A 24,555-nucleotide genomic window follows, 5' to 3' on the forward strand; every position below is an offset into this window, starting at 1 on the left:
ACTTGAAGGAGATAAGCTCATGCACATTGAGATTCAACGTAATGCTGACATGTCCATATCGAAGCAAATATACCTTTCTATTCTTGATCATATACGTTCCGAACTCTTAGAAGGAGAATTACCATTACCTTCTGTTCGTACTCTCTCAAAACAGCTAGGTGTAAGTTTAGTTACTGTAGTGAAGGCTTACCAAATGCTAGAACAAGAGGGGTTTATCACATCTGTTCAAGGAAAAGGAACCTTTATAAGAAAGACTAAAATCGAAGCAGCTGAAAGGAAAGAAGGATCTAGTTCATACGATTGGCAACTCTCCGTTCAAGATTATTTACCAAGGTCTCAATTTGCTCGTTTTCATCAAGTCCCTGAAAAAATTCATCTTTCATCTAATATGATTGATCCTAGCCTTCTACCTAATCGATATTTAGAGCAAGAGATTCATAAAATGCTTTCTAAAAACCAAAAAGTTGTCTCACAGTATGGGGAGATCCAAGGAGATAAAGCGCTTAGGCAGGCAATGGTTGAGTATTTACAAAGGATGGACCTGCCAACTTCTCCGGATAATATTTTAGTTACAAGTGGTTCACAACAAGGAATTGATCTAATTGCTCGTACTTTTGTTGGACCAGGTGATGTAGTAATCATGGAAGCTCCGACTTATCCAGGCGCGATTGATGTGTTTCGTGGTAGAGGTGCTACCATTCTTACCGTACCAGTTGATAGCGATGGAATGCGAGTAGATTTACTTCACAATTTGTGTGATACATATAATCCTAAAATCATTTATACGGTCCCTACGTTTCATAATCCAACTGGTGCTGTCATGCCCACAAAACGCCGCAGACAAATTCTTGAAATTGCTAGAAGTACGCAGTGTTTAGTGATCGAGGATGATCCATGCAGTGAAATCTATTTTGAAAGAAAGCCTCCTGCATCAATAAAAAGTCTGGACAAAGACGGTCATGTTATTTATTTGAAAGGCTTAAGTAAAATATTAGCTCCAGGTTGTAGAATTGGAATATTAGCTGCTTCTGGTTCGATATTCAAACGTCTATTAGCTGCAAAAGCTAACGCCGACTTAGGAAGTCCTTTACTTACACAGAAAGCCATCATTCCATTTATTACTTCAAAAAGAATGATGGATCATCTAAAAAAATTAAGAACAGCTTTAAAGATAAGGCGTGATCTTGTTATGGAGATTCTCACGCAACATTCACCTAAAGAAGTTTCTTGGTTCATACCCAAAGGAGGATTAAACATATGGCTCACTCTTCCTTCTTGGATCGATACAGATCACTTCTTAATAGAAGCTAAAAACGAACAAATCACTTTTTTACCTGGGTCGGCTTGTTACCCTACAGAGCAAGAAAATCATCATTTACGATTGAGCTATTCTTATATGAATGAACAACAATTAACACAAGGGGTATCAACTATTTGCAACCTCCTTCAATCTGCAATTGATTTAAAAACAACTCAGGATAGCTCACCACATTTTTGATTATAGTTCAAATGGATTGTTTAGGCGCCTACCGATTTGTTTAAGTACAAACATTCACACACTATATGTATTATGGCTTTCCTATACAATCCGCTATATTGGCTGTTTGTCATGTTATCAAATATATAGGAAACAAACAGCACCATTTCGACTAACTACGAAACAACCCCACCTACATTCAAATAGATGGGGATTACGGCAATTACTATGTTAGTTAGTACCTGTTTCTACTATCATATCATGAGCTTTTGCTAATTCTTCATCTGGCACAATATAATAGTAAATATCATCAATTCTTTTGCCACTTCCTTGTAACATATATTCTTCCGTGTTATGACGAACATTTGCATAATTAGATAATAAATTCTGCATATCATCAAAATCCATATTAGTCTCCATATTATTACCTAATATGTCTATGAAATTATTAATTTTACCTACGGAAGCAATATTTGCTCCTTTATCGATGGCTGCTTCAATAACTTGTCGTTGTCTACCAGTTCTTCCAAAGTCTCCACTAGAATCTTGTTTTCGCATTCTTACATATCCTAATGTCTGTTGTCCATCTAGATTTAGCTCACCTTCTGCATAGTGGAATCCTTTATCTACCCAATCTAGATCATTTTGAACAGTGATTCCACCTAGTTCATCAATAAATTCAACCAAGCCTTCCATATTCATTTCTACATAATAGTCAAGTTCAATATCTAGTAAATTTTCTACCGTATTAATCGACATTTCAACACCGCCGAATGCATAAGCGTGATTAATCTTATCTTCTGTTCCACGACCAATAATAGTAGTTCGTGTGTCACGAGGAATACTAAGAATTTGCATTTGATCCTGCTTTGGATTCAAGGTTAATACCATTAAAGAATCCGAACGACCACGTTCACCTGGTCGCTTATCAACACCCAATAACAAAATATTCAACGGATCAAGATCACTTACTTTCTCCTTGGTCACTTTACGATCAATGCTTTCCACTTCATTGTGCATTTGATCATTTACTGTTTTCTTTGCATTGTCATAAACAGAATAAGCATAAATAGCAAATCCAATCACTACGATGAAAATGGCGATTATTACGCCGAAAAGAACTTTTAGCCATAAGGGCTTTCTTTTTTTAGATCGTTTCATTTCCGCTGACATTTTATCGCTTCTTTCTATTAAATTTAATCCATATGCATTGTATCATATTTTGATAATTTGTGATAAAAACTATCATAAAAACTAACCTTCATTAGAGCTATTCCAAAAAAGCGACTAACTAGAAAAAGAAAAAGTAACCTATCTAAGTAATAAAGATAAGTTACTTCAATTAGTGTTTGATATTTATGCTTTCGATAAAATCTATGCTAAAATAAACTTACAATAGTTGGAACAGTTTTGATTTCTCCATTACAATATCTTTAATTCTATTATTGGCAGGTAATAGAAGTTTTCTTAAAGAAGTTAATGGCTTGGCTGTTGAAAAAGTTTTATTAACTTCTTCAATATAGGATTTATTCAACTCTGTTCCAACATTTACTTTTTTCATCCCTTGTTTAACACATCTTCTCATATCTTGATCCGATACACCTGTACCTCCATGAAGTACTATCCCGACTTCTTTCATATTAGAAGATAACTCTTCAAGCAGTTCAAAATTAATGTTGGCTTTTGATTTATATTGACCATGTACGGTGCCAATCGCTACAGCTATAGCATCTACCCCAGTCTCTCTCACAAACTTATAAGCATCATCAGGATGGGTATACATCGCATTCTCTTCCGAAACTACCATTCCATCTTCTGCTCCTCCTATCGTCCCTACTTCTCCTTCGACAGAAACACCTTTGACACTAGCGTATGCTGTTACAATTTTCGTATTCTTAATATTCTCATCTATATCTAAACTAGACCCATCATACATGACTGACGTATAACCTGCATCAATTGCCTTTTTAATAATCTCGATATCTTTACAATGGTCCATGTGTAAGCATACATCTACTTCAAATCTCTCGGATAAAGTCTCAATGCTAGATACTAACAAATCAAAACCTATATATTCAGCAGTTCCAGGAGAAGTTTGAATAATAATCGGTGCATCTACCTCTTTTGCACCTTCTAGCATAGCAGGTAACATTTCTAGACAGTGAACGTTGAAAGACCCTATCGCTCTCTTTCCATCATATTCTTCAAATAGTTGTTTTAAACTTTTTATCATCAATGAGCTCCTCTCTAAATTCTTCCTCTTATCGAATCTTTTGTCAGTTTCATAAGTTCGTCAGCTTTTTGTAAATAGAACTGGACTTTTTCTTTATCATTTTCTTTTGTTGCTTCTTTTCTCTTCAGGTTATATAGCTTAATTAAATCCGTAAAAGCTTTTCCTAGTGCTTTATTTTCTTCTATACTTGCTTCATAATATTTAATCGCCTGATCATAATCCTCTATTTCAAAATACAAACTACCGAGCATATTTAGCAGAGGAATTTGATCTTCCCCCTCTGCAGTTTGAAGTTTTGTTTGATATTCCTCAATTTGCTCAGTCACACGCTCCACTTTAACCTTTTGTTGCATTTTAGTTTTAGTTGGTTCTTTCTTGTTTCTTTTAAATAGCGACATGTTGAGCCTCCTTTATGCAAATAAATTCATTATTGGATGTACTAGCCATTCAAAGAATAAACCTGCTGCTACTGTGTCAACATCCGTTGCTGTTGTATTAATAAAACCAAGACTATTAAAATGTGGGACTAAAAGGGCTGGAAGCAATGTAATAAAAAAGCCATGTGCAATCCCACCAAATAATACGCCTCTTTTCCCCCCAACCGCATTCATAAATATTCCAGCAGTTCCACCAGCGAAAAAGTTGGTTAACATTCCAGGTAAAATCATCGCTAATCCAAACCAAGGAAGAACAAACATTGCAATTACTGTACCAATAGTCGTAGTTACAAAACCTGCTGTTACAGCATTTGGAGCATATGGGAATAACACTGGACAATCTAAAGCTGGTTTTGCATCTGGAACTAATTTTAAGGCAATTCCTCTAAATGCTGGGACAATTTCAGCTAATAATAACCGAACACCAGAAAGTAGTACATAAACACCGACAACAAATTGAACTGCTTGTAAAAATGCATATACTACATAATTGACATCTCCTGATAATTCAGAAGCAAACTCCGCTCCAGCGAAAAAGGCAGTTATTACATATAATGGAACCATTACAAATGCTACGGAAAGATACGTATCTGATAAAAAACCTAGACCTTTTGGGAATTTAATATTTTCAGTAGACTCAGAATTCTTTCCTACCACTTTAGAAACCCCTGCTGCAAAAACATACCCTATTGTACAAAAGTGACCTAAAGCAATATCATCAGATCCAGTAATTTTTCTTACGATTGGTTGAGCAATTGCCGGCATGGCTACCGCAAAAAATCCGCCGACTAAACCTCCGACAAGTATTAAACTGATACCAGAAAAGCCTGCAGCACTACCAAATACAGTGGTCATTGTCGCCATCCATAATATTGCTTGTCCTGTCAGGAAAATATATTTCCACTTTGTAAATCGCGCCAAAATAATGTTGAATATGAAAATCGCTAAAAAAGTTAATGCTATTTGATTTGCTAGTCCCAAGTCATTCATAGCTTGACCATTAATAGCTTCAATGGACGGAACAATTCCTTCCATACCAAAACCTTCTGCAAATATATCACCAAAATATACTAGAGAGCCTACAATAATAGATGATCCAGCAGACAACACTAAAAATCCTAGCATCGTCTTAAAACTACCAGACATAACTTCGCCGAATGCTTTTCTTTGTAATAATAAACCAGCAAATGCGATTAAAGCGATAGTAATGGAAGCTTGTGTTAAGATACTGTTAATAATAAAATCGATAAAAGCCACCTTATAAAACCTCCCTTATTTATAATGCTCCTTTTGCTTCTAGAACAGGTACTAACTTCTCTTTGATTTCACTTTTGTCTACTAAGCGATCTAAAAAGATGAGATCCATGGATAAATCATATCTCCTAAATTGCGATTCGAAATTTTTACCTGAAATGATGATATCTGCTCTTGAACCTGCAGCGGATGAGATATCTGAATGGTCTACTGCCGCATGCACTCCGATCTCCTGTAACACACTCTCTACACTCATTTGACAAGCAAAACTACTCCCTAAGCCTGCTCCACAGACAACTAAAATTTGTAACATGCTATCACCTCCTTAAAGAATAATTTTTTTATATTGTTTAGCTATTTCTAACGTTTGCGAATTAAGACTATTTGCTTGCTCTGTAATATCATGAAGGTCTATTCGATAAATTTGCTCATTCTTCACGCCAACCATCACTCCATAATCATTTTGTATAATAGATTCTGAAACAACTGCTCCTATTTTTGAAGCTATTAATGCGTCTTTAAAGGAAGGTCTCCCCGCTCGCATATAAAAACCCATTATCGATTTTCTAACCCGTATCTCGGTCTCTTCTTCAATAGCTGTGGCAATTTCAAACGAAACTCCCTGATTACCTGATTGATAATTGTTATTTTCATAGGCAGACTCTGAACATAACAGAATCAAAGATTTCTTTTGCTTTAACTTTTCCTTTACTAGATGGACTATGTCACGCTTGTACGTCGAATATTCAGGAATAATCACTAGGTCAGCGGCTCCAGCAATTGCACTTTCTAATGCTAAATTACCGGAATTTCCTCCTAACACTTCCACCATGAATATTCTCCCTGGCATATTAGCAGAAGTATCATGTAACCCGTATAAGACATCTGTGATTTTATTTAAAGCCGTATCAAACCCAATACTGTAATCGCTATTATTTACATCATTATCTACTGTCATAGGAACGAAAATGGTGTTAGTTCCTTCTCTATACAATAATTGAGCTGCTTTTTGTGACCCATTCCCACCACATACAACTAAACACTCAAATCCTTCTGCTTCTAATCTTCGATCCAATTGTTCTCTACCTTCTTTTGAGAAAGGTAGTTTACTTCTTCCTGTCTTGACAAGATGAATACCATCTAGCGCTCGGTTTTCACAATATTCTTCTGTTAAATGAATGGGATCGTTCGAAAGAATTCCACTATATCCCCCATGAAAACCATATAAATCAATATGCGTATTCTTCGCAATCATTTCAATGGTGGAATTAATACCCGCTCCATCTCCACCACTTGTTATAAGCGCCACTTTCTTCATGCCCTTTCACCTCCTATCAAATGATTGAGGTCATCAATCGAATGCATACTAGATATCTTGTCTATTAAGCCATCTTCTACAATTCTCACAATCATTTTAATGATTTCTAAATGTTGTTCATTGTCTGTCGCTGAGAAACTAATCATGACTTTGACAGGTGATGGAGAATCTTTAATGTAGACTGGATTTTTTAACGTCATTAAACTAACACCTACTGCTAATGCTCCATTTTCTGGTCTTGTATGTGGTATCGCAATGCCAGGTGATATCACGATATAAGGACCATACTTTTTCACGTTATTGATCACTTCAGTAGCATATTCGGCGGTAACAAATCCATTTTTTCTTAATAAAGCAACCCCTTTGTATATAGCATCCTTCCAATCCTTTACCTCAACATTAAATTGAACATTATCCTCGGTAAAATAAGATTCATTCATATGCTTTTCTCCTTGTACTTGCTTAAATTTCTAATAAAGTCCTCGTATTTATATTGAGATATTAATTTGGTAATTCCGAATTCTTCTATTAAGAAGTAATAGAGTTGTTTGAAGATTATTTCCCAAATTTTTTGTTTATCTTTTGGCACACTCAATACAATAACTACTTGAACTTTCTCCCGATCCCAAACAATAGGCTTTTTCAATATGCATACCGCAATAGTTGTTTCCATCATGTTGTTATCTAATGGATGTGGGATGGCTAATAGATTACTAAGTTCTGTGGACGCCATTCTTTCTCTTTCGTATATGGAATTTTTCGTATACTCATCAATATATTGATCCTTAACCATGAGATTTGTAATGAAATGCAACACATCTTCTTTAGAAGCAAGATCAATATTTTTGATAAATAGTTCTTTCTTAAATATATTTCGGTAATTAATCTTATCTATTTCCTCATTTTCTTCAATAACTTTTCGTTTAATACTTGCTAACTCCTTGTTGCTTAATATAGGGCTAACGGTAATGATTTTGTTAGATACTATATCCATTGGAACAGTAGAAACCACTATATCCACTTGTTCTAGCAATGCCTGATTAAATTCTGCAAAGCTAATTGTTTCTACAACGCTAATTTGCTGACCATAGTAATTTAATATCTTTTCTTTAATCAGCGATGCTGTGGCAACTCCAGAACCACATACAATTAACACTTTTTTTACGATTTGATTATTTAAACCTTTCTTCTCTAGCGCTACACCGAAGTGAATGGCTAAAAAACCTATTTCATTTTCATCAATACGCAGTTTTGTTAAATCATTGATTTTGTTACTTGCAATAGCAGCAAGCTGAAAGGCAAGTGGATAGTTATTTTTAATACTGTGAAGTACATCATTTCGTATATTCATCTGGTATTCTATTCTTTTTAGCGCAACACTTAAATGAATAATTAAACCTTCTATTAACTGCTGATCATTACTAAAATCGATTGATGTTTTTTCTTTAATCTCGCTAATGACTGTTCGTAACATGGAATGTATGGTTTTGTACTCTTTGTCATCTATATCTTTGCAATACAATCTACTACTAGCTAACAAATGTTGTGTAATATAATAAATTTCAGCTTCAAGATTAATGTCTAGTGTAGAGTTAATTTCCTTTATAATTTCACTGGCAACTTTGTATTCTTTCGTATCCTTAAATGCCTCTGTAACCCTGATTGGATGATCTATCAATCTGTTACGCAAGACTCTTCTAATTGTTATTTCAATATGAATAATTAGGTTCTCGAGTGCTACATCTGTTAATTTCAATTGATTTCGTAATAATACTTGTAAGGTAATATCTTTTAAACGTTTAATTTCATTTTCAGGAAATATGTCATTGTACACTTCAATACTCTGATGATTAAATAAATACTCTGAAATACAAAACCTTATTTTATCTTCATTTCCTGTTACTTTTACGCCATTAAATCTGTCAGTTGTTACCTTTAACCTATGAATTGCCATTTTATTTTTTACGGAAGATAAGTAACTTTTAAAAGCGGACAAACTAATAAACAATTCTTCCGCTAATTCTTCTTGATGGATTCTTGTGTCAGTAAGACAATTCATTAATAGTTTCTTTATAATCTGATCCTCGACGTGATTATCCTCTGGGATCAAATTAGTTCGCTCTATCTGACTTGAATCTTTAGTCATTTGGTTGACATAAAACTGTTCAAAAGCATCCTCCTCCCCAATTTCTAATTCATATCCTTTTCCTTTGTGCGAAACAACCCTTGCACCGTACTTTGAAATGATTTGATTCAATTTTTTAATATCATTTCTAATTGTTCGGGTTGAAACTTCTAATAACAGGGCGATACTTTGACCATTCTGAAACCCTTTACTATTGTGTAACAAATGAAGAATTTCTACCTCTCTTTTATTCAGTAGTTCCATTTTTCATTTGCCCCTTTCTGCTTTTAGTATAAGTAAGTGCTTTCATTTTATTAAGTTAGAATTTTTCCTCTTTAGCGGAAACCAGATATTTATCATTTATACACTATTTCTAATTAAGTGAAAATGGAATTATAGATGAACTGGGATTATAATAGGAAACTTGAAAAGCTACTGTCCAAAAGTTTAATGATGTCGAGAGAGTTTTTGTGTTTGGACGCAGTTTCTCTGAAATGATAGCGAAAAAGTGAAGCGGCTTCAATAACAATATTGGATATGGGATTATCACTAAAAGCATTCGAGTAAATCTTATTCTATAAATTTAATCTATAAAATTTTTCCAACAGCAAAGAGAAACATGATCTTTACTAGTACTGTTTGCATCTACAGTGGCTTTAATAAAGTTGTCAGTCATGAGTTGTATGGAGCTGAACATATGATGGGAGGTGCTATTGCTTAATATATGACAGCTGAATACCAAATCGTGTGTAAATTTGTTGATTATATCGATACATTAGCTTCAAGCAAATTAATACTTTTCTATAACGGTTATTGTTACGATAGAATGGTAAGTTATTGAAGAAAGGAAATGAAGTATGACAAATATAAATATACCTGTTTCTGTCCTTAACTTAGTTCCGATTCGTAAAGGAAATGGACCAAAAGAAGCAATTGACCAAATGGTAGAACTGGCACAAGCTGTTGATGAAATGGGCTATGAACGATATTGGATAGCCGAGCATCATAATACAACAACATTAGTTAGTTCAGCTACTACCATTTTAATGAAACATACACTTGAGAATACGAAGGAGATTCGAGTTGGATCGGGTGGTGTAATGCTACCAAATCATGCACCATTAACAGTGGCTGAGCAGTTTGGTACTATGGCGACAATGTATCCAGATCGTTTAGATTTAGGATTAGGTAGAGCTCCGGGAACAGACCAGTTAACGGCAAGTGCCTTAAGAAGATCTAAAGAAGATCCAGTCTATACGTTTCCAAAAGATGTCCAATCTTTGTTAACTTATTTTGGACCAGAAGAAGAACAAGGATATGTCAAAGCATTTCCTGGTATAGGCACCAATATTCCGATTTATATTCTTGGTTCATCAACTGATTCTGCTCATTTAGCTGCAAAACTGGGCTTGCCTTATGTGTTTGCTTCTCACTTTGCACCAAGACACATGGAAGAAGCTATTTCTATTTATCGCCAAGAGTTTCAAGCCTCCCCATATTTAGATAAACCATATATGGTAGTTTGTTTGAATGTGATTGCAGCAGAAACAGATGAGGAAGCGCAACTTGAATCAACTACGATGCAACAATTTTTCTTAAATGTTGTTCGAGGATCAAAAAATCCTTTAAGTCCACCTGTAGAAGATATGGATGAGTTATGGACCATGCAAGAGAAGCAAGTCGCTTCGTCTATGTCTAGCGTTACGCTGCTAGGTAGCAAGGATTCAATTCGCGAACAATTAACAAATTTTCAGGAGAAATACCAAGTAGATGAGTTAATGGCCGTTTCTTATATTTATGATACAGAGAAGCAAAAGAGGTCTTATCAAATATTAAAAGAAGTAGTGAATGGAGAATAATAAGTTCATTAGAAGACGCAGAGTTGGAATGACAATTCCTTCCCTGCGCCGTTTTTAAACTACGATTTTCTAAATAAGTACCAAATTCACGTTTTGCTTCACCTAATTTAGTACTTAAAACTGTAATTAGTACCAAAAACATGGAGTATAGATGTTATTTCGGTACTTAAGTAAAAAAATGGATAAGGAATTTCAATCGCACTTCTTGATCTCAGTCGATAAACAAAAAAATGACCCATCTTTTTAATGGAGATGAGCTTAATAATCCTATCTTTCTTTTTCAAAAGCAATAAAATCAACCTTAATCCCGACTAAACAAATCCCGCGTATAAACCTTCTCACTTACGTCTTTCAAATCATCCGTCAACCGATTAGCCACAATAACATCCGATATCTCTTTAAACTCATAAAAGTCCTTCACCACTCGTGAACCGTCAAACTCTTCTTCTTCCAATACCGGTTCATAAATAACAAGTTCCACACCTTGGATCGCAGACTGTCTGAAGTTATCCGAATTAGTCTTCATTGTTAAACGATAGATACCAACAACTTTCGAATTCTTCGCTAGAATGCTATCTGCAACATGATCTTTACGTGTACTGTTCGCCTCAACAATCGCGCCGATAATATTGTTTGGTATCCTTCGGGTAAGCAGTAACCACCAATTCATGGATCAAGTGCTATCCTTATAAGCCATGGATCTCTACATAAGTATCCACCTCATTAAAAAAGGAAACACGCAAATACGTATTCGTACATAATTTAATGATCTCAGTCTCTGCTGAATCTGCAAAAAGAAACTCAAAAGGAAAATAATGACATGATTATATGATACTTTTCGAATTTGTATTCCTCAATCAAAAAATGGTTCTACGTCAAATGTTGGGGTAGGAGTACTTGCTCCTATCCCTTAACCTACTTAATCATGAATACTACCTGTCCTCTCTCCACAAGCAGGACATCGGTGTCTTTTAACCGGTAACTCTACATGTAAATGAAAGGTACCCTCCACCACTTCCATCTTCGTAACCATGATATTTTCTAATCCTGGTAAGTTCATGTTAAAATACATGTACACGCAACTCCTATCCCTTTGGTTTGTTTTTGGTCAATTCAAGTGTAAAGGATATAGGAGCTTGCGTGTTATTTTATGCTTGAGTTTTTTCATACCCAACATATATAATAGAGCCCAAAAAATACCCGATCCTCGTCAGTGTTCGACAAAGATCGGGTATTGAAAACATAATTGCTCTCATTGGTTCTTTAGTATGCGTTTGGAATCTTTTATTTCACTTTCATGCTTAATAGACCGAGCTGCTAAAGTATCAATTACCCTTTGCTGATCTTCTAATGTATCTTTAAGTTCATCATTTTTTGCTTCGATGTGTTTTTCTATTTGTTCAAAGTATGGTCCAAGGCCATTGATCAGATTGTCTTTTAACTGGTCCTGCCCCATTTGAAGTCTTTCTTGCCCTTTTTGTAAACGCTCAAGATGACTTTCAAAACTATCTTGACGAATCTCTAACTTATCAAACCGTTTTTCTACACTATCAAAGCGATTTTCTAAAAGATCAAAGCGACTTTCAAACTTATCAAACCGATTGTTCACTTTTTGAATTTCATCAAGAACTTGCTTTAAAGTTTCGTCCACTTCCACCACTCCGTTCTTCTTAATTATTATAACACGATTATTCAGATATGTTGAGATTTCCTCTCGTCTTTAATATTTAGACCACTGTGACATATTTATATTCCTAAAACTTTATCGTGTAGGATTAAACTTTGCTATGGGGAGAAGTTCTTTTGTTTTGAAAGGAATCCGCCTAGTTATTTAGTAAGTATTGCAAAAGTAACACTTCTAGTTCTATTAAGCGTTATAAGTCCATCCTGTTGCTTGATAGGTGTTCCAGGTGGCTAAGGCAAATCGTGCACATCTCGGGGTTATTGTAATAAACCTTTCATGTTCTTTGTGGGGCTAGATTCGAATTTTGTAAGTTTTTTCACTAACCGATCATCTCCTCTCAAATCGGAACATTTGTTCTTATTATATACTATTTATGAAAAGAAATCTAGCTATAACCTGAATTATTGTACCAAATTGAATTATAATAGAAGAAAGATGGTACTTAAAGCTATATTAAGTACCAAAACATAGAGTATTGTAGTTATTTTGGTACTTAAATAACAAATGGATAATTGATTTCATTCGGTAAACCAGAAAAAGGCTCATCTCCTTAATGAGGATGAGCCTAATAATCCTATCTTTCTTTTTCAAAAGCAATAAAATCAATCTTAATCCCGACTAAACAAATCCCGCGTATAAACCTTCTCACTTACGTCTTTCAAATCATCCGTCAATCGATTAGCCACAATAACATCCGATATCTCTTTAAATTCATTAAAGTCCTTTAAAACACGTGAACCGTCAAATTCTACTTCTTCCAATACTGGTTCATAAATAACAAGCTCCACGCCTTTTGCTCTAATCCGCTTCATCACACCTTGGATAGCAGACTGTCTGAAGTTATCGGAATTAGTCTTCATCGTTAAACGATAGATACCAACAACTTTTGGATTCTTCGCCAAAATACTATCAGCAACGTGATCTTTACGTGTACTGTTTGCATCTACAATAGCTTTCATTAGGTTGTTTGGCACATCTTGATAGTTCGCAAGCAATTGTTTCGTATCCTTCGGCAAGCAATAACCACCATAACCAAAGGAAGGATTATTATAGTGATCGCCAATACGTGGATCATGCCCGATCCCTTCCACAATCTGCTTCGTATTCAAGCCGCGAATCTCTGCATAAGTATCCAACTCATTAAAAAAGGATACACGCATCGCTAAATACGTATTCGCAAATAACTTAATGGCCTCTGCCTCTGTTGAATCTGTAAACAGAATATCAATGTCCTCTTTAATAGCGCCCTTAGCTAACAAATTGGCAAATACTTTGGCACGTTCTGATCTTTCCCCTACCACAATTCGTGATGGATACAAGTTATCGTATAATGCTTGTCCTTCACGTAAAAATTCAGGAGAGAAAATAATATTATTTGTATTATATTTCTCACGTACTTCCAATGTATATCCAACTGGAATCGTTGATTTAATCACCATGACAGCATCTGGATTAATGTCTAATACAGTCTCAATCACATTTTCTACTGTGCTTGTATCAAAATAATTCTGATCTGGATCATAGTTTGTTGGTGTAGAAATAATCACATAATCCGCATTTTCATATGCTTTATGTACATCTGTTGTAGCCACCAAATTCAAATCTTTCGTTTCTAAATAGGTTTGAATCTCTTCATCAACAATTGGCGATTTCTTGTTGTTAATCATGTCGACTTTCTCTTCCATAATGTCCAAGGCTACTACTTCATTGTGCTGTGCTAATAAAACAGCATTCGATAATCCGACATAGCCTGTCCCCGCTACTGTTATTTTCATTTTCTGTTTTCACCTCTAAAATAATTCTTGTACTTTATTATAACTCTCAATGGTACCAATATCATATCGCAAGCCATCAAATGTAAAGGCATATACTGGCTTCTGTTGAATTAACCATGGGATAAAATTTCCCGGTGCGTCAGGATTATTCCCTTCGGCTAAATATTGCTTAAATAAAGGTAATGTCTCCGCCTTATATAGATAAAAAGGCGGAACAGCTAAATTCGATTTAGGTGCTTTCGGCTTCTCTTCAAATGAAGTAACTAGCCCAGCTGCGTCCACTTCGACAATACCAGTTTGTTTCATTTCCTCGAGGTCATCTAATTGATGAGCCGTAATACTGTCTGCATTCACTTCTTGGTAAAAATGAACAAAATCGACCAATTCAAAATCAAACAGGTTATCACCAGCTAAGACCATCAGATCCTCAGTAATTCCATGCTGATCCAATACATACTGGATATCAGCAATCGCCCCTAATCGATTATCATTAGTTGTCGTATGATCATTTACGACGATTATCTCCTTATCACCTGAATAGCTTCGAGCCCAGTCTTGGAAACTTGGCGTAAATTTCTCATTGGTGACAATATATACTTCGTCAATGGCATCGACTTTTTCGACCTTCTCGATAATATGATTCAAGATCGGCTTTCCTGCTACTTCTAATAAAGGTTTCGCTTTATTCTTCGTTAACGGATATAATCTGGTCGCATAGCCAGCAGCTAGGATCATACATTTCATCTTCTTCCCTCCAGGCCAAAGTCGTTATTTTAATACCGTTCTTATCTCCTCTTCACTTAAAAGACGAGCCCCATCATTTGTCTTACAAAAATGGACTTTATATACGTCTTTATATTCCGGGTATTGGATTGGATAAATAGCATCCATATTTGCTTTAATTTGTTCTTTATAAGCAGGATCAATCAAGCCAATACAACAACCTCGATAACCTGCCCCACTAAATCTGGCTCCATATACACCTTCTGTTTCTCTCAACACCTCATATATCGTGATCAACTCAGGACAGCCAGATTCATATTGATGGATCGAACTATCGCCAGATTCAAACATCAATTTGCCAAATTGTTCGATTTCTCCTTGTTTCCACGCTTCAATTCCTTGACGGACACGTTCCTGTTCGGTAAAAAAGTGATCCAGTCGCTTACGGAATTTGCCTGGTACTTGGTCACGATACTTACGATAATGCTTTTCTGATATATTCCGTAGTTTCACATCTTGTAAGGCAGTTCGCTTCAGCCCTGCTAATTCTTCGACAATCCAGCCTGCAACTTTACATTCGTCTACTCGATTGTTGTAGTCTGTACTGATTAGTGATTGTGACACACCAGAGTACACTACTACCACTTCAAATTCCGGCATAGTAGTAGCTTTCTCTACTAATTGATGATCTTCCGTTTCACAATCCATCACAAGTAAATGATTTTCTTTGCTTAAAATGTTGGCTGATTGATCAAGAATACCATTTTTCAAACCGATAAATTCTCTTTCTACCCAGTGACTATAGACAATCAAATCTTGTTTTGTGAATGTAATTTGATTAGCTTCACATAAAGCCATTAGGTATGCGGTTGTTACAGCCGCAGAAGAGCTTAGACCACCTATTGGCAATTTACCACTGATTACTGCTTGGAATCCATATCGTAGCTTACGATCTTGTTGTAACGACAAAACTGCTCCGCGAATATAGTTCCCCCAAAAGCCAGGTAACATTTCCGGAACTCGATCAATATGAAAATATTCTTCATCTGGGAAATCCATACTGCTTACTCTAATATAACCGTCATAAGAAGGAGCAAACACCATTTCGACATTTGCATTAAGGGCCATACCTGTAACTATTCCATCTTGATGATCTACATGCGCTCCTAATGGACAAATTCGAAGCGGTGATCGAACGAGTTGTGCTTGCTTTTCGCCATATAATTGTTTAAATGTATCAAAAAGCTCCTGCATGATTAGCTACCCCATTCAAATTACTTTGTTAATTGTTCTGTTTTAGAGTCTTTCCCTTAAATAAATCATGATACTGCACGTACCAGTCAGCGAACTTCTGTAAACCTTCTTCAATCGGTGTTTGTGGTTTGAATCCAACCGCTTGGTTTAAACGCTCAGTTGAAGCATAAGTTCTTGGTACATCACCAAGTTTAATAGGTTCATATATTTTTTTAAATTCTACCTCTTTCCCTAATGCATTGCTTAGTGCTTTCTCCAAGGAAGTAATGAAATGCATAAGCTTCTCTGGATTATTATTTCCGATATTAAATACTTCATGTTGTACATCACCCTCAGGAGTTCTGGGGATTACCTTTACAATTCCTTCCACAATGTCATCGATGTACGTGAAATCACGATATAAATCATTCTCAAAATCGCCATTGTTAAAAATTTTAATCGATTCACCAGCAAAATACTTATCCGTGAAATCATAGTAAGCCATATCAGGTCTTCCCATTGGACCGTATACTGTAAAGAAGCGTAAACCAGTTGTCGGAATCTTATATAGGTGACTATATGTATGTGCCATTAATTCATTGGACTTCTTTGTTGATGCATATAAGGAAACGGGATGATCAACAAAATCTGATTCTTCAAAAGGAACCTTTTTATTAGCTCCATATACAGAGCTGGATGAAGCATAAATGAAGTGATCTACTGGATAGTGACGGCAAGCCTCTAAAATATTATAGAAACCTATCACATTACTTTGCATGTATATATCAGGATTCTCTAATGAATAACGTACACCTGTTTGTGCTGCAAGATTCACGACTACATTTGGACGATATTGGGCAAAAAGATCATCAATTACTGCCTTATCTGAAATATTTGCTTTCACAAAAGCAAAATTCTCATAAGGCTCTAAACCTTGTAAACGAGTATATTTTAAATTCACATCATAATAATCATTTACATTGTCAATTCCTATTACGGTACAACCCTGATCTAATAGTTTTTTAGAAAGATAGTATCCGATAAAGCCTACTGCACCAGTAACAAGATAAATTAGGTCCGATCGTAAAGCCTGTGTACTCATTTTGTTTAAATCCTTTTTAACAAAAATATGACATTTTACAATATGAAAATTATAACATACTTTTGGCTGAACTTCCTATCAAATATTGTAAATTTCCAGAGGGCTTATCATGATTTCAACGGGCCTTTTTGTGTTGACGTTAACTCCATATGACATCTTAATAAAAACCTTTTCTTCTAATCACAAACTACTCTTTATCTTAGCGAGATTTCTTGTGATTGGCTTTAGAGGGCATTGGTCTTGAATGTTCTGAAGTGTATCTAAAATCTATTCCTTTACACAATTATACTTTTTAAGAAGCGCAGTAATAAGGTTCTAACCACTGCGCTTTCAACAATTAAATATATTCCTTCTCTACCATAATCTTCTGAATCTTCTTCCTAGCTAACTTCCCCCAATTCTTCACTGCATTTTCCGTTACTCCTTCTTCTTCTGCTATGCTTCTAACAGACTGATCTTTTAGCACAAATTTATCAAACCAACACCACTGTTTATCAGTCAACTCTTTCTGAATATCTAATAATAATGGTGTATCCACTTCCAACTCATCCACCACTACCAAATCTTCTATTGTAACTTGATTAAACCAGCGCTGAAATTGATCGCGTTCTCGATTATCTTTACGAATCTTATTAATGAAACTTCTTGTAATACCATAATAAGCAAAGGTAGAAAATTTTGATTTTGATGGATCATAGTTTTGAAAAGCATTCCATAGGGCAATTAACCCTTCTTGATAAAATTCCCCTTCCACATCTCGAATTTGATATTTGTGCATGATGTGATAAATCATCTTTTCGGAATCTTTTAATATATCCTCAAATCTCATCACTAAGTGAACTCCTACATGACAAGCACTTGCCTTACGTATTCCGCGGTAAAGTGATCATATAAAAGTCCCTTATATATGTCATATAGTGATATTTGTATGCAAATTTATGAAAATACTAAAGTTAATACTCTTGTAGCTATTTTTATTTAAGAAAATTATATTATTGCATGACTCTATCAAAATTCGCTACTATTTATTGAACAATAACATCCCCTGATTTGCACAGAAATACAACTTACTTTTCCTATAAATAACCATTAGCACTTCATGTGTTAAAGGAGCTTTGTTTCTATATGTGATGATTTTATAGAAAAACAAAACTTATTAACTCCATTCATACATATAGCTTACCATGACCGATCTATACTAAGTTACCAGCGATTGGGACCCTCTTAGGGATACGGCAGTAAAGGACAAGCAGCAAGCTTTACTGTGGCAGGTGTAGGATTTTTTGATTAGTTATTGCTCATTTATCTATCAAAAAAAGCATGTACTCTCGTTCATCAACAACTTACACGCAATGTCTTTCTACTAAAAATCGCATAATTGTACAGAGGAGCTAAAGTGTAAAATTTCTCCCAAAATCAAAAACACCTGCTTCCTAAAAAGACAAGCAAGTGTTTATACTTTTATTAATTGGTCATGGCTATTCACCATAAGTGGTTTTACAGCAAAATGATTATTACTATATTCTAAATGTTGTTATTTCTATATAAAGCATATCTGTACACCCGCTACAAAGGAATCACCTAAGCCTATTGTATACTTAGGTTTATCGATGTACTTAGTAGGGACTATTACTGCTTCATGATGATAACTACTATTACTAATTGTTTCCCTATTTTTCACTCCTATTTCACTCAAAGGAAGCTCCAACGTTTTTTCAATTTGTTGTTTTGAACCATATGAACCGAATATCGCTTTCGTCGTAGCAAGCATATTCCCATATATCAATCCACTCTCTATATCGCTTTGAAGGTCATCACCGACATACATAGAGTAATCTTTTGTATGTACAATGACTCCTTTTTTAATCTTTAAATGTTTCTTAATAAACTTGACACCTTCCACACATGAAATAATTTCATCAATATTAATTGGAAAATCGTAAATTTTTAAAATTTGATCTAATTCTTCTTCATTCATACAAACAATATCCACTTGAGCATATATCGTTTCCATGCATAGCTTTTTTACTTGATCACTATGATAATGAGCATCCTCAAAGAATACCATACCTGATGGGTTATTGCTCCTATACTTTTTGATATGTTTCTTCACAAAATTCAAGCGTTCCATTAGAACATCCGTATATTTAATAGCGTTAAAACTAGAAAGAACATTACTACTTATCTGTTTTGCATTGTCTTCTATATATTGAAAATAAGGTTTTGAAAATGGTACCGTTTCATTAACTGTTATTTTTGTTATAATGATGCGATTAGATGATGGTATTTCAAAGCTCTCATCTTTTAAGTGGATATTATCCCCTTTTTTAAATTGTATAATAAAATGTATCTCTTGTTCTGCCTGCTGAGAAACCTGATTAGTATGGATCAAATTCCCGTTGGAAGAAATCGTATAAATATATGGAGAATCTAATATATCACATACTGCTTTCGAATCATCTGTTAAATGAACCAGTGAAGGGCACTGTATAGCAGCTAAGGCCATCGCACCTTGTGTTGCCGTTCCTCCCATTCCATATTTGGTAGGAAATATATGTTCAATTAATTGTGTGTCCGCTATATCTACTTCTCCACCGATTCCTTCTCTACAAAAATAAACTACTGTTCGAATGAAGTCTTCAATCGTATTTATAACTTTTGCTGGTTTCATTTGACTTAATTCTTCTTCCATATATTCTTCAAGAAGATCATTTATAATATCTACATTAAAATCGCACAAAACATCTAAATTGCTCGTATAACCCATTGCTGGCATCTTATTATTAGATTGGCGATGATTAATCGCATTGTCCATATTGTTATAACAATCTACATACTTGTCTTCCATCTTCATCAGTAGCTCACCTCTTTTGGATTTTCACTTATATTAGCTGTGAAAATATAATTAGCTTAATAATGTTAAATAGCCTTATCTCACTATCTATACTGTTTAAACTATTCTTTTTCTATTTCAATCTATCACTGTGTAAAGCAAATACATCATTCATTAAGGCTAACTTTTGATAGACCCAGACGTCATACCTGCAATAAAGTATTTTTGGAAGAATAAGAATAGAAGCAATACTGGAATGGACCCTAATATACTCATTGCCATCATTTGATTCCACTCATAAGCATGTTGTCCCATTAGCAGATTAATACCTACAGGAACAGTTCTAAATTCAGTTGTCTTCGTTAATGCTAAAGCAAATAAATATTCATTCCATGCCAACATAAATGTGTACATTCCGACAGAAACAATACCTGGAACTGCTACTGGTACTAATACAGTCCAAAGAGCCCTAAACCTTGATCCACCATCAATCATAACTGCCTCGTCTAATTCTTTTGAAAGTGTGTTGAAGTATCCGGTCATCATTAGAATGGCATAAGGTAATGTGAACAAAAGATAGGTTAAGATAAGCGCACCGTATGAGTTATACAAATTCAGCGCTACCACCAGACTCAAGTAAGGAATCAATAAAGTTATTGGAGGTACTGCCTGTACACTGATAATTAATGTATTAATAATTTTCTTTCCTGGATAATTAAATCTACTAAAACTATAAGAAGCTAGGATACTTACAAACAACGTTAAGATCACTACAATAAACGCTACAAAATAACTATTAATAAAAAAACGAATTTTTTCTGGATCAGAAAGAATCTGCGCATAAGCATTTAAAGTAAAATTATCAGAGATCCACACAGGTGGCCATGCAAATATTTCTGAATTGGGTTTGAAAGAATTCAAAAACATCCATAATACTGGAAAACCGGAAAATATCGTTCCTACCGCTAATAGTAAAAATGTGATGAGCTTGATATACCACTTTTTCTCCCCTACCATATTATTCTTGCCCCCTTTGATGGCGTACATAGAAGATGGCAACTATTGTACATATAATTAACAAAATTACTGCACTTGTTGAAGCCATGGCATATTGATATTCACTAAACCCTTGTTTGTAAATAAAGGTACTCAAGATTTCCGTTGCATCTATAGGACCTCCGCCAGTGGTCATCCAAATAAGCGCGAATTGCTGAATCGTCCATACGAAATCTAGGAGTATTAAACTTATTAAAATAGGTTTTAACTGTGGAAGGGTAATATAGAAAAAGTTTTTTATATGATTTGCACCATCAATAGCAGATGATTCATACAATTGAGATTGGATACCTTGTAAGCCTGCCAAGATACTGATCATAAATAATGGATATCCGGCCCAAATATTAATCATCGTTACCGAGAATAACGCAAGATCTCTAGAAGCTAACCATTCTAAGTTTGTACTGGATAGATTTAACTCTACTAATAAAAAGTTAATAAACCCATTTGGATTCAACAACATTTTCCATAAAACAGCTATAACAGCTGCAGTAAACATCCATGGTAACGAAAAAATCACTCTGAACATCGCCTTTAATTTTGGACCAATGTATTTGGTATTCAGAACCATTGCAAATGTGATACCTATAATCATATGTGCAATCACGCTTCCACCAACAAATATTAACGTGTTTTTGACAGCCACCCAAAATGATTCATTCGTTAATAATTCTTGAAAATTTTGAAAACCTACAAATACTGGATTATCATTGATAATAACATTATCAAAAAAAGAATATTGAATAACCATATAAATAGGTACAACTAATAGCACAACCATTAGAATTACGGTTGGTAATAGATATAAATATGGTTCTGTTTTTTTCTTTAAATAGCCTGATCTTTTTTTCGATCTTCCTCTATTTACATTTTGATATGTCACGAGACATTACCACCTTTCTACACATTGGGATGTATGGTAGCCATACATCCCGATGTTAACTTAATTGTTATTATTCAAATGCCTCTTCCCATATACTCTGTGTCTCTGATAACATTTCCGATGCTTCTCCTGTATCACCCTCAATATACAGTTGTAATTGCTCGGCAAATGTTCTCATTAGCTCTTCTGATGTCGGAAGACCAGTAAATTCGTTTACAGGATTTGAGTCTTGGTATAGTTCATAAGCTTTTAAGAATAAGTCATCTGCATCCGAATAGTCAGGATCAGCATTCGCATTACCAGGGAATGCGTTCGCGTAAACCGCGAGTTCAGCATTTACCTCTGGACTCATCATGTATTCTACTAGTTGCCATGCTTCCTCTTTATGCTCACTATTTTCAGCAACTCCTATACCCCAGTTGGCTACATCCATACCACTTTCTCCACTGAAGCCTTCTTGTACTGGTACAGGGACAAAGTCGAAATTCATATCGGGGGCTCCCTCTTGTATTGTGTTTAGGTGAGCTAACGAATCGATCATAAAGGCCACTCGACCATTTGTAAATTCTTCTACCATGTCAGCTTCTTTCATAGCATACGCACCTGGTGCCACTACTCCATCGTCAAACAATCCTTTCATAAACTCCACAGTATCTATTAAATCCGAATTGTCTGTTAGATTTGGTTGACCATTATCTAACATGGAACCTCCAGAAGCCCATAACCAACTCATGAAATTATTTTGTATTCCACTTGGTGATTCAGTTGATAACGGAATAGCCCATCCTGCTTTACCTGTCTCGGAATAAATGGTATTTGCTACTTCAGTAAACTCTGATCGCGTTTCCGGAATATCCTCTATACCTGCCTCTTCTAAAATATCCATATTCACATACATTGGATACGCAAAGTTAGCCACAGGAATCATGAATGTATTCCCATCTACTTGTATTTGGTCGGATAGCTGATTTTGATCATACCCACTATCATCCATTAAAGTTGATAAATTTGCGATAGAACCTTGTTTGGCAAAATCATATACCCAAGCTCCATCAAGTCCTACCACATCTGCCATTGTACTTGCTGCCGCTCCTGCTGCAATTTGTGTTTTGGTATCAGCATATGGATTACTTAAGAGCTCTACATTGATACCCGTCTCTTCCGTGAACCCGTCAACAATTTCTCGAAGCACTCCATCAGGCAATTCTACTCCCCACCATTGTTGAAACTCTAATGTTATTTCATCACTATCACCTTCACTATTAGATCCGTTATCATTATTTGTACCAGTTTCAGAGCTGGAATCACTATCACCTCCCGAACCCATACAACCTGATAGTGTTATTACTGCTAATACCATCAATAAAATATTTAGAATACCTTTGTTATAAAAGTTTTTAATTTTCAATTTAAATCCTCCTCATATATTGCCGTTTAGAATATTTAGACAGGACGTTACAATTGTTATTGAACTTTGTCAGATGGCATAAACTTATCTTATAATTGCATTGGTTGATACAAATCAGCTTTGCCAGACGAACCAAATAGTCGCATCTTTTTCGAAATAATCGACATAGCCGCTTCCCTCGAACTTGGAAATAAGGCATCCGGCTCATAACCATCAGGATTTTTGCTTAGAGTATTGCGAAGTTCTGTAAAAAAAGCCCGTTTCATCTCACTAGATAGATTGATCTTTCCAACGCCATACTTAGTAGATTCTCGAATATCATCATCTGAATTATCGGAACCTCCATGTAAGACAAGAGGAATATTCACATTTTCATAAATTTGAGACAATCGTTCAATCTGGAGTTTAGGTTTCATAGATTTTGGATATATCCCGTGAGAAGTGCCTATAGCAATAGCTAGTGTATCTACATTTGTCTTCTCTACAAAATCTCTTGCTTGTTCTGGATCTGTGAACAATATCTCTTCTCCCGCTCCTTCAGAACCAGTTCCTGTATCCCCAATGGTACCTAGTTCACCTTCAACAGAGATGTGTTGTGAATGAGCAATTTTTACAGCTTCTCTCGTTATTGCTATATTTTCTTCATAAGGTAAATGTGATCCATCAATCATCACGGACGTAAAACCATTTCTAATCGCCCGAACAATATCATTGAGATCACCACCATGATCAAGATGAATAACAATTGGCACATTAGCACGATTTGCGGCTTGCACAACATAAGCAGCAAATTCATCTCCCATTAAGGCAATTTCATTCGGATGAATTTGAAGAATGGCAGGTGATCTTTCTTTTTCCGCCGTTTGTATAACAGCGCTTACAAATTCGCTATTTGCAATATTAAATGACCCCACTGAAAACTTCTCCTTATACGCTACACTTAATAATTTCTCCATTGTCGTTAACATTTAGACACCTTCTTCTTTAATATTTTTTGAGTGTAAGTTATTGCATTTTTCTCTTGAATCACCTCCTAGAATTTTCGTTTTGTTTATTTGATGTCCTAATACTAAACATTTTTTGTTCATTTGTCAATATATAAAACAAATTAAACAAAAATCAAACATTTTTTTGTTTAAAATTCGTTATTACAAC

The 24,555-nt window shown here is 35.1% G+C and carries 21 protein-coding genes and 2 pseudogenes; 2 read left to right on the forward strand and 21 right to left on the reverse strand.

The features are described from left to right. Window positions 1–19: 19 nt before the first annotated feature. The gene (gene pdxR, locus J5J03_RS03335; RefSeq protein ID WP_208586087.1) at window positions 20–1,498 is read left to right on the forward strand and encodes a MocR-like pyridoxine biosynthesis transcription factor PdxR; all 1,479 of its coding nucleotides are present in this window, start codon (window positions 20–22) and stop codon (window positions 1,496–1,498) included. Window positions 1,499–1,708: 210 nt separating this feature from the next. Here pdxR and J5J03_RS03340 read toward each other — a convergent pair whose 3' ends face one another. The 8 genes from J5J03_RS03340 to J5J03_RS03375 form a co-directional block, all read right to left on the reverse strand. Next, on the reverse strand, window positions 1,709–2,650 hold the full coding sequence (locus J5J03_RS03340) for an LCP family glycopolymer transferase (RefSeq protein ID WP_208586088.1): 942 nt from the start codon (window positions 2,648–2,650) through the stop codon (window positions 1,709–1,711). A gap of 217 nt (window positions 2,651–2,867) precedes the next feature. Further along, a complete protein-coding gene (locus J5J03_RS03345; protein ID WP_208586089.1) occupies window positions 2,868–3,710 on the reverse strand; it encodes a class II fructose-bisphosphate aldolase in 843 nt (280 codons plus the stop codon). Between the two features lie 14 nt (window positions 3,711–3,724). Further along, window positions 3,725–4,108 (reverse strand): tetratricopeptide repeat protein, encoded by a 384-nt coding sequence (locus J5J03_RS03350; protein ID WP_208586090.1) that lies wholly within the window; start codon window positions 4,106–4,108, stop codon window positions 3,725–3,727. 12 nt (window positions 4,109–4,120) lie between these two features. Beyond that, window positions 4,121–5,404, reverse strand: coding sequence for a PTS sugar transporter subunit IIC (locus tag J5J03_RS03355; protein WP_208586091.1), 1,284 nt, complete (start codon window positions 5,402–5,404; stop codon window positions 4,121–4,123). 19 nt (window positions 5,405–5,423) lie between these two features. After that, complete coding sequence (locus J5J03_RS03360) at window positions 5,424–5,714, reverse strand: PTS sugar transporter subunit IIB (RefSeq protein WP_208586092.1); 291 nt, start codon at window positions 5,712–5,714, stop codon at window positions 5,424–5,426. Window positions 5,715–5,726: 12 nt separating this feature from the next. Continuing rightward, window positions 5,727–6,719: a 6-phosphofructokinase gene (locus tag J5J03_RS03365; protein ID WP_208586093.1), complete on the reverse strand. Its 993-nt coding sequence runs from the start codon at window positions 6,717–6,719 to the stop codon at window positions 5,727–5,729. Further along, on the reverse strand, window positions 6,716–7,159 hold the full coding sequence (locus J5J03_RS03370) for a PTS sugar transporter subunit IIA (RefSeq protein ID WP_208586094.1): 444 nt from the start codon (window positions 7,157–7,159) through the stop codon (window positions 6,716–6,718). Before J5J03_RS03370 ends, J5J03_RS03365 begins: the two co-directional genes overlap by 4 nt. After that, window positions 7,156–9,108, reverse strand: coding sequence for a BglG family transcription antiterminator (locus J5J03_RS03375; protein ID WP_208586095.1), 1,953 nt, complete (start codon window positions 9,106–9,108; stop codon window positions 7,156–7,158). The genes J5J03_RS03370 and J5J03_RS03375 overlap by 4 nt, the downstream gene beginning before the upstream one ends. Before the next feature lie 593 nt (window positions 9,109–9,701). Here J5J03_RS03375 and J5J03_RS03380 point away from each other — a divergent pair. Continuing rightward, the gene (locus J5J03_RS03380) at window positions 9,702–10,703 is read left to right on the forward strand and encodes an LLM class flavin-dependent oxidoreductase (RefSeq protein ID WP_208586096.1); all 1,002 of its coding nucleotides are present in this window, start codon (window positions 9,702–9,704) and stop codon (window positions 10,701–10,703) included. A 301-nt stretch (window positions 10,704–11,004) separates the two neighbouring features. Here J5J03_RS03380 and J5J03_RS03385 read toward each other — a convergent pair. The 13 genes and pseudogenes from J5J03_RS03385 to J5J03_RS03445 all read right to left on the reverse strand — a co-directional run. Then, window positions 11,005–11,506: pseudogene (locus J5J03_RS03385) on the reverse strand (UDP-glucose 6-dehydrogenase); the annotation flags it as partial. A gap of 119 nt (window positions 11,507–11,625) precedes the next feature. After that, a pseudogene (locus tag J5J03_RS03390) lies at window positions 11,626–11,775 on the reverse strand (ISL3 family transposase); the annotation flags it as partial. 180 nt (window positions 11,776–11,955) lie between these two features. Continuing rightward, window positions 11,956–12,354 carry a hypothetical protein gene (locus J5J03_RS03395; protein WP_208586098.1) on the reverse strand — a complete coding sequence of 133 codons (399 nt, stop codon included), beginning with the start codon at window positions 12,352–12,354 and terminating at the stop codon, window positions 11,956–11,958. Window positions 12,355–12,995: 641 nt separating this feature from the next. Continuing rightward, window positions 12,996–14,162 (reverse strand): nucleotide sugar dehydrogenase, encoded by a 1,167-nt coding sequence (locus tag J5J03_RS03400; RefSeq protein WP_208586099.1) that lies wholly within the window; start codon window positions 14,160–14,162, stop codon window positions 12,996–12,998. Window positions 14,163–14,177: 15 nt separating this feature from the next. Beyond that, the gene (locus tag J5J03_RS03405) at window positions 14,178–14,906 is read right to left on the reverse strand and encodes a nucleotidyltransferase family protein (RefSeq protein WP_208586100.1); all 729 of its coding nucleotides are present in this window, start codon (window positions 14,904–14,906) and stop codon (window positions 14,178–14,180) included. Window positions 14,907–14,930: 24 nt separating this feature from the next. Then, a complete protein-coding gene (locus tag J5J03_RS03410) occupies window positions 14,931–16,139 on the reverse strand; it encodes a GHMP family kinase ATP-binding protein (RefSeq protein ID WP_208586101.1) in 1,209 nt (402 codons plus the stop codon). Between the two features lie 28 nt (window positions 16,140–16,167). Next, entirely contained in the window at window positions 16,168–17,220 is a 1,053-nt protein-coding gene (locus J5J03_RS03415) for a GDP-mannose 4,6-dehydratase (RefSeq protein WP_208586102.1), read from the reverse strand. 337 nt (window positions 17,221–17,557) lie between these two features. After that, on the reverse strand, window positions 17,558–18,049 hold the full coding sequence (locus tag J5J03_RS03420; RefSeq protein ID WP_208586205.1) for a sigma-70 family RNA polymerase sigma factor: 492 nt from the start codon (window positions 18,047–18,049) through the stop codon (window positions 17,558–17,560). A 711-nt stretch (window positions 18,050–18,760) separates the two neighbouring features. After that, on the reverse strand, window positions 18,761–20,074 hold the full coding sequence (locus tag J5J03_RS03425; protein ID WP_208586103.1) for an ADP-dependent glucokinase/phosphofructokinase: 1,314 nt from the start codon (window positions 20,072–20,074) through the stop codon (window positions 18,761–18,763). A 159-nt stretch (window positions 20,075–20,233) separates the two neighbouring features. Beyond that, complete coding sequence (locus J5J03_RS03430) at window positions 20,234–21,070, reverse strand: carbohydrate ABC transporter permease (protein WP_208586104.1); 837 nt, start codon at window positions 21,068–21,070, stop codon at window positions 20,234–20,236. A gap of 1 nt (window position 21,071) precedes the next feature. After that, window positions 21,072–21,992, reverse strand: coding sequence for a carbohydrate ABC transporter permease (locus J5J03_RS03435; RefSeq protein WP_331460418.1), 921 nt, complete (start codon window positions 21,990–21,992; stop codon window positions 21,072–21,074). A 70-nt stretch (window positions 21,993–22,062) separates the two neighbouring features. Next, window positions 22,063–23,400 carry an ABC transporter substrate-binding protein gene (locus J5J03_RS03440; protein ID WP_231710585.1) on the reverse strand — a complete coding sequence of 446 codons (1,338 nt, stop codon included), beginning with the start codon at window positions 23,398–23,400 and terminating at the stop codon, window positions 22,063–22,065. 89 nt (window positions 23,401–23,489) lie between these two features. Next, window positions 23,490–24,368 (reverse strand): ketose-bisphosphate aldolase, encoded by an 879-nt coding sequence (locus J5J03_RS03445; protein WP_208586105.1) that lies wholly within the window; start codon window positions 24,366–24,368, stop codon window positions 23,490–23,492. Window positions 24,369–24,555 lie beyond the last annotated feature (187 nt).

The organism is Gracilibacillus suaedae, assembly GCF_017599345.1.
Classification (GTDB): Bacteria; Bacillota; Bacilli; order Bacillales; family Amphibacillaceae; genus Gracilibacillus; species Gracilibacillus suaedae.